General features: G+C 72.2%; 4 protein-coding genes. All 4 read left to right on the top strand.

Going from position 1 to position 7,485, the window contains the following annotated elements; genetic code table 11:
- The first annotated feature begins 433 nt into the window (after positions 1-433).
- The 4 genes from ABZW32_RS38215 (at position 434) to ABZW32_RS38200 (ending at position 7,407) form a co-directional block, all read left to right on the top strand.
- Positions 434-877 carry an Rv3235 family protein gene (locus ABZW32_RS38215; RefSeq protein WP_356225297.1) on the top strand — a complete coding sequence of 148 codons (444 nt, stop codon included), beginning with the start codon at positions 434-436 and terminating at the stop codon, positions 875-877.
- Positions 878-908: 31 nt separating this feature from the next.
- Positions 909-1,409 carry a hypothetical protein gene (locus ABZW32_RS38210; protein WP_030240519.1) on the top strand — a complete coding sequence of 167 codons (501 nt, stop codon included), beginning with the start codon at positions 909-911 and terminating at the stop codon, positions 1,407-1,409.
- Positions 1,406-2,074 (top strand): HAD hydrolase-like protein, encoded by a 669-nt coding sequence (locus tag ABZW32_RS38205; RefSeq protein WP_356225295.1) that lies wholly within the window; start codon positions 1,406-1,408, stop codon positions 2,072-2,074. Before ABZW32_RS38210 ends, ABZW32_RS38205 begins: the two co-directional genes overlap by 4 nt.
- Positions 2,075-2,439: 365 nt before the next feature.
- On the top strand, positions 2,440-7,407 hold the full coding sequence (locus ABZW32_RS38200) for an NAD-glutamate dehydrogenase (RefSeq protein WP_356225293.1): 4,968 nt from the start codon (positions 2,440-2,442) through the stop codon (positions 7,405-7,407).
- The last annotated feature ends 78 nt before the right edge of the window (positions 7,408-7,485 follow it).

Genomic DNA, 7,485 nt, shown 5'->3' with positions numbered 1-7,485 from the left:
TGGGGGTGTCCCCACCACCCCCCCGGGCGGGGGCGGGACCGCGTGGGGTGCCCGCCCCCGGCCGCGTTGCGTCGCGTCGCGCGCGGCGGGTGCGGCGCCGCTGCCGGGGGCTCCGCCCCCGGACCCCCGCGCCTCAAACGCCGGCGGGGCTGGAATTGGCGGGGCCGGGTCCGGTGGGACGGGTGCCGCCGGTTGGGTGAGTGGGGGTCGCCCATCGGGGGGTGGTGGACGGGCCCCGCGCTCCGGGGGAGCGGGCTCAGCGGCTGCCTCCGGGGGTCTCGGGGAGCGGTGGGTCACCCGGATAGGTGGTGTGGGGGTGGTGGGGGTCGGGAGGGCCGGTGTGGTTGCGGAGGGTGATCGGCGGTCGTAGAAAAAACGCGTCGAGTTACCGCCCGGTACCACCGCCGGGCCCGGCCCGTACGGGGGAATCGCCATGGACACCACCAAGAGCCCGACCCGCACCCGCCCCGCCGGGCGGCGCGACTCGCGCCGCCCGGCCGGCACCCCGCGGGCCCGCCGCCGGCCCGGACCGCACGACTGGTTCGCCGAGCGCCTCCTGGCGGTGCTGAGCGGCCAGCGGCCCGTCCACTCGCTGCTGGGCCTCACGGTGGGCCCGGCCTACGAGCAGCTGGCCGACCTGGCCCCCACCGGGCCCCCGCTGGGCCGCCCCCGGCCCGTCCTGCGCCACTGCGGCCGCTTCCACCCCGGCCCGGGGGTCATCGAGGCCTTCGCCCGCATCGCCACCGGCGACCGCGTCTCGGCGATGGCCTTCCGCCTGGAACAGGGCCCGGACCTGCGCTGGCGCTGCGCGGCGATCGAGATCCGGGGCCCGCGCACCCTGGGGGATCCGGCCCGCGGGGTGGCGGTCGTATCCTGAGGGCGTTTCCGCCTACCGAAAGCAGCCGGCCATGCGCGTGTACGTCCCCCTGACACTCCCCGGCCTCGCCGAGGCGCACAAGGCGGGCGAGCTGGGGCCCGCCCCGCTCCGCGCCTACGCGGTGACCCCCGGGCTGCGGGAGTGGTACGTCTCGGACGACATCGAGGAGCTGGAGTACGCCGCCCTCAGCCGCGCCGCCGAGGCCTCCCTGCGCCTCCTGGCGGCCGACGCGGACGCCCCCCGCCGACGGGTCGTGGTCGCCGTGGACGTCGACGACAAGGCCGCCTCCGCGGTCCCCGGCGTCGACGAGGCCACCCTGGGCCAGGTCGCCCTCGCCGCCGCCGTACGGCTCAAGGTGGCCGCCGCCGTACACGTCGACGCCGACGACGCCACCGAGGACGTCGCCGCGGCCGCCGCGGCGCTCCCGGCCGCCGACGCCGGGGACGACGACGCCCGCTTCACCGTCGACGGCGCCGAGGACCACGAGCTGCTGTGGTTCGGCGTCCAGGAGATTCCGGGGCTGCTGACGTGAGCGGCGGCGGAGCCCACATCGTCTGGGACTGGAACGGCACGCTGCTGCACGACATCGACGCCGTCATCGTCGCGACCAACGCCTCCTTCGCGGAGTTCGGCTTCGCGCCGATCACCCTGGAGACGTACCGCGACCTGTACGTCGTACCGGTCCCGAAGTTCTACGAGCGCCTCATGGGCCGGCTGCCCACCGAGGAGGAATGGCTCGTCATGGACGAGACCTTCCACCGGCACTACTGGGCGGCCGCCGACGCGGCCGGCCTCGCCGAGGGCGCGCTGGAACTGCTGCGCGGCTGGCAGGCCGACGGACTCACCCAGTCCCTGCTGTCCCTCGCACCCCACGACAAGCTCGTGCCGCTGGTGCGCACGCACGGCATAGACGGGCACTTCCTGCGCGTCGACGGCCGCACCGGACCCTCCCACACCACCAAGGCGGGACACCTCGTACGCCATATGGCCGCCATGGAGCCCGCCGGAGTGACCGCCGGACGGACGGTCCTCATCGGTGACGCCGTGGACGACGCGCTCGCCGCCGCGCACGTGGGCGCACGGGCCGTGCTGTACACGGGCGGTTCGCACAGCCGGACCAGTCTCGAAGCCGCGGGCGTGCCCGTCGTCGACACCCTGGCCGAGGCCGTCGCCACCGCCCGCGAGCTGGCCGGATAGGGACCGGCACGGCCGGTCCGGCCACGTCGCTGGCCAGAGTGTCCAGGTTTCCCCCCGGGATTTGTACAGATGCTGTCAATGACGACCGGGGGGTGGGGCGAGATAGCCTTGACCCGTGATCAGCGCGATAGTCATCGGGGGCACGGACGCCCCCGGCCCGCGCCCGGCGCACATCCGTGCCCGGGCCCTCGCTGGTCCCCACCGCCGGGACATCCTGCCGATCATGGCCGAATCCCTCCCGGTCGGTTTTCCCGACGCCCAGGCGTCGACACAGAATCCGGACGCACCCACCGCCCCAGGGCGGCGCTGTGTCATTCCTTCCTTCACCTACGTCACGCAACGGCGCGCGACAGGAGCCAGAGGACATGCAGACCAAGCTGGACGAAGCAAAGGCCGAGCTGCTCGCGCGGGCGGCACGGGTAGCTGAGAACAGCCCGGCCGGGGGGCTACTTCCGACTGGGTCCGAGCAAGGGGAGCGTCCCGAAAGGGGATCGACGCTCGCCTACCTCCAGCGCTACTACCTGCACACCGCCCCCGAGGACCTCGTCGACCGGGACCCGGTCGACGTGTTCGGTGCGGCACTCTCCCACTACCGGCTCGCCGAGAACCGGCCGCAGGGCACCGCGAACGTGCGCGTGCACACGCCCACGGTCGAGGAGAACGGCTGGACCTCCAGCCACTCCGTGGTCGAGGTCGTCACCGACGACATGCCCTTCCTCGTGGACTCCGTCACCAACGAACTGTCCCGCCAGGGCCGCGGCATCCACGTCGTGATCCACCCGCAGGTCGTCGTGCGCCGTGACGTCACCGGCAAGCTGATCGAGATCCTCGGCCCCGACTGCGACGCCCACGGTCCCCGGACCGCCCGCCCGCACGACTCCCTCGTCGAGTCCTGGATCCACGTCGAGATCGACCGCGAGACCGACAAGGCCGACCTCAAGCAGATCACCGCCGACCTGCTGCGCGTCCTGTCCGACGTCCGCGAGTCCGTCGAGGACTGGGAGAAGATGCGCGACGCCGCGCTGCGCATCGCCGACGAGCTGCCGAACGAGCCCACCGCGCCGGACCTGCGCGAGTTCGAGCTCGAAGAGGCCCGCGAGCTGCTGCGCTGGCTCTCCGACGACCACTTCACCTTCCTCGGCTACCGCGAGTACAACCTCGTCGACGGCGACGCCCTCGCCGCCGTGCCCGGCACCGGCCTCGGCATCCTGCGCTCCGACCCGCTGCACAGCGGCAAGGAGGACGGCCACCCGGTGTCCCCGTCCTTCAACCGGCTGCCCGCCGACGCCCGCGCCAAGGCCCGCGAGCACCGCCTGCTGGTGCTGACCAAGGCCAACAGCCGCTCCACGGTGCACCGCCCCTCGTACCTCGACTACGTCGGCGTGAAGAAGTTCGACGCCGACGGCAACGTGGTCGGCGAGCGCCGCTTCCTCGGCCTGTTCTCCTCCGCCGCCTACACCGAGTCGGTGCGCCGCGTCCCGGTCATCCGCCGCAAGGTCACCCAGGTCCTCGACGAGGCCGGCTTCGCCCCCTCCAGCCACGACGGCCGCGACCTCCTCCAGATCCTGGAGACCTACCCGCGCGACGAGCTGTTCCAGACCCCGGTCGACAAGCTCCGCGAGATCGTCACCTCCGTCCTGTACCTCCAGGAGCGCCGCCGGCTGCGGCTGTACCTGCGCCAGGACGAGTACGGCCGCTACTACTCCGCGCTGGTCTACCTGCCGCGCGACCGCTTCACCACCGGCGTCCGGCTGCGCCTGATGGACATCCTGCGGGAGGAGCTCGACGGCATCAGCGTCGACTTCACCGCCTGGAACACCGAGTCGATCCTCTCCCGCATCCACTTCGTCGTCCGCGTCCCGCAGGGCACCGAGCTGCCCGTGCTGACCGACTCCGACGTCGAGCGCATCGAGGGCCGGCTCGTCGAGGCCGCCCGCTCCTGGGCCGACGGCTTCGGCGAGGCGCTGACCGCCGAACTGGGCGAGGAGCGCGCCGCCGAGCTGCTGCGCAAGTACGGCACCTCCTTCCCCGAGGGCTACAAGGCCGACCACTCGCCGCGCGCGGCCGTCGCCGACCTGTGCCACCTGGAACGGCTCTCCGCGAGCGACCGCGAGTTCGCGCTGTCGCTCTACGAGCCCGTCGGCGCGGGCCCCGGCGAGCGCCGCTTCAAGATCTACCGCACCGGCGAGCAGGTCTCCCTCTCCGCCGTCCTGCCCGTCCTGCAGCGTCTGGGCGTCGAGGTCACCGACGAGCGTCCGTACGAGCTGCGCCGCACCGACCGGGTCAGCGCGTGGATCTACGACTTCGGTCTGCGGATGCCGCTCGCCCCGGGCAACGGCGACTCCTACCTCGGCGACGACGCCCGCGAGCGCTTCCAGGAGGCCTTCGCGGCCGTCTGGACCGGGGAGGCCGAGAACGACAACTTCAACACCCTCGTCCTCGGTGCCGGGCTGACCTGGCGGCAGGCCGTCGTGCTGCGCGCCTACGCCAAGTACCTGCGCCAGGCCGGCTCCACCTTCAGCCAGGACTACATGGAGGACACCCTCCGCAACAACGTCCACACCACCCGGCTGCTGGTCTCCCTCTTCGAGGCCCGGATGTCGCCCGGCCGCCAGGTCGCCGGCACCGAGCTCATCGACGCCATGCTGGAGGAGCTGGACGGGGCCCTGGACCAGGTCGCCTCGCTCGACGAGGACCGCATCCTGCGCGCCTTCCTCACCCTCATCAAGGCCACCCTGCGCACGAACTTCTTCCAGCTCGACGAGGCGGGCGAGCAGCACGCCTACGTGTCGATGAAGTTCGACCCGCAGGCCATCCCGGACCTGCCGGCCCCGCGCCCCGCCTTCGAGATCTGGGTGTACTCCCCGCGCGTCGAGGGCGTCCACCTGCGCTTCGGCAAGGTCGCACGAGGCGGTCTGCGCTGGTCCGACCGGCGTGAGGACTTCCGTACGGAGGTCCTCGGCCTGGTCAAGGCGCAGATGGTCAAGAACACCGTCATCGTGCCGGTCGGCGCCAAGGGCGGCTTCGTCGCCAAGAACCTGCCCGACCCGTCGGTGGACCGCGACGCCTGGCTCGCCGAGGGCATCGCCTCGTACAAGATCTTCATCTCGGCGCTGCTCGACATCACCGACAACATGGTGGCCGGCGAGGTCGTGCCCCCGCAGGGCGTGGTCCGCCACGACGAGGACGACACCTACCTCGTCGTCGCCGCCGACAAGGGCACCGCCACCTTCTCCGACATCGCCAACGGGGTCGCCGAGGACTACGGCTTCTGGCTGGGCGACGCCTTCGCCTCCGGCGGCAGCGCCGGCTACGACCACAAGGGCATGGGCATCACCGCCCGCGGTGCCTGGGAGTCGGTCAAGCGGCACTTCCGCGAGCTGGGCCACGACACCCAGACCGAGGACTTCACGGTCGTCGGCGTCGGCGACATGTCCGGCGACGTCTTCGGCAACGGCATGCTGCTCTCCGAGCACATCCGCCTGGTCGCCGCCTTCGACCACCGGCACATCTTCATCGACCCGAACCCGGACGCGGCCACCTCCTACGCCGAGCGCCGCCGCCTGTTCGACCTGCCGCGCTCCTCCTGGGCGGACTACGACACCGCGCTGCTGTCGGCGGGCGGCGGGGTCCACCCGCGCAGCGCCAAGGCCATCCCGCTGAACGCGCAGGTCCGCGAGGCCCTGGGCATCGAGGCGGGCGTCACCAAGATGACCCCGGCCGACCTGATGAAGGCCATCCTCCAGGCCCCCGTGGACCTGCTGTGGAACGGCGGCATCGGCACGTACGTCAAGGCGACCGCCGAGACCCACGCCGACGTCGGCGACAAGGCCAACGACGCCATCCGCGTCAACGGCTCCGACGTCCGCGCCCAGGTCATCGGCGAGGGCGGCAACCTGGGTCTGACCCAGCTCGGCCGCATCGAGTTCGCCCGCTCCGGCACCGGCGGCGAGGGCGGCAAGGTCAACACCGACGCCATCGACAACAGCGCGGGCGTGGACACCTCCGACCACGAGGTGAACATCAAGATCCTGCTCAACGCGGTCGTCGCGGACGGGGACATGACCGTCAAGCAGCGCAACAAGCTGCTCGCCGAGATGACCGACGAGGTGGGCCACCTCGTCCTGCGCAACAACTACGCGCAGAACACCGCGCTCGCCAACGGCGCCGCCCAGGCGCCCAGCCTGCTCCACGCCCAGCAGCGCTTCATGCGCCGTCTGGAGCGGGCGGGCCTGCTCGACCGGGGGCTGGAGTTCCTGCCCGCCGACCGGCAGATCCGCGAGCTGCTGAGCAACGGCAAGGGCCTGACCCAGCCGGAGCTGGCCGTCCTGTTCGCCTACACCAAGATCACGGTGGCGGACGAGCTCATCGGCACCGAGCTGCCGGACGACCCGTACCTGCGCCGCCTGCTGCACGCGTACTTCCCGGGCGCCCTGCTCTCCAGGTTCCAGGAGCAGATCGACGCCCACGCGCTGCGCCGGGAGATCATCACCACCCTGCTGGTCAACGACACCGTCAACACCGGCGGTTCGACCTTCCTGCACCGCCTGAAGGAAGAGACCGGCGCCTCCACGGAGGAGATCGTCCGGGCGCAGCTCTCGGCCCGCGAGATCTTCGGCATGGCCGAGGTGTGGGACGCCGTCGAGGCCCTCGACAACAAGGTCGCCGCCGACGTCCAGACCCGGGTGCGCCTGCACTCGCGGCGCCTGGTCGAGCGCGGTACGCGCTGGCTGCTCAACAACCGGCCGCAGCCGCTCCAGATCACCGAGACCATCGAGCTGTTCGCGGCCCGGGTCGAGCAGGTGTGGTCGGAGCTGCCGAAGCTGGTGCGCGGCGCCGACCTGGAGTGGTACGGGTCGATCCTGGACGAGCTGACCGGCGAGGGCGTGCCGGAGGAGCTCGCGGCGAAGGTGGCCGGCTTCTCGTCCGCCTTCCCGACGCTGGACATCGTCGCCATCGCCGACCGGACCGGCGTGGACCCCCTCGCCGTCGCCGAGGTGTACTACGACCTCGCCGACCGCCTGGACATCACGCAGCTGATGGACCGGATCATCGAGCTCCCGCGGTCCGACCGCTGGCAGTCGATGGCCCGTGCCTCCATCCGCGAGGACCTGTTCGCGGCGCACGCCGCGCTGACCGCCGACGTGCTGGCGGCCGGCAACGGCACTTCGACCCCCGAGGAGCGCTTCAAGCTCTGGGAGGAGAAGAACGCGGCGATCATCAGCCGGGCCCGGACGACCCTGGACGAGATCCGCGGCTCGGACGACTTCGACCTGGCGAACCTGTCCGTGGCGATGCGCACCATGCGCTCGCTGCTGCGCGCGCACAGCTGAGTGACGCCCCCTTCGGGGGGTGGCCGAACGGGCGGCCGCGCGTGCGCGGGGACGCGGCCCGACGAGATGACCCCCAAA

This window comes from Streptomyces sp. NPDC004667, assembly GCF_040609475.1.
In the GTDB taxonomy this organism is placed as follows: domain Bacteria; phylum Actinomycetota; class Actinomycetes; order Streptomycetales; family Streptomycetaceae; genus Streptomyces.
The sequence above is the reverse complement of the archived record's forward strand: the minus strand, read 5'-3'. Positions and strand labels throughout refer to the sequence as shown.

Excerpts from the sequence above, each read along its gene's own strand:
- ABZW32_RS38215 (WP_356225297.1), top strand. The coding sequence starts at position 434 with ATGGACACCACCAAGAGCCCGACCCGCACCCGCCCCGCCGGGCGGCGC.
- ABZW32_RS38210 (WP_030240519.1), top strand. The coding sequence starts at position 909 with ATGCGCGTGTACGTCCCCCTGACACTCCCCGGCCTCGCCGAGGCGCAC.
- ABZW32_RS38200 (WP_356225293.1), top strand. The coding sequence starts at position 2,440 with ATGCAGACCAAGCTGGACGAAGCAAAGGCCGAGCTGCTCGCGCGGGCG.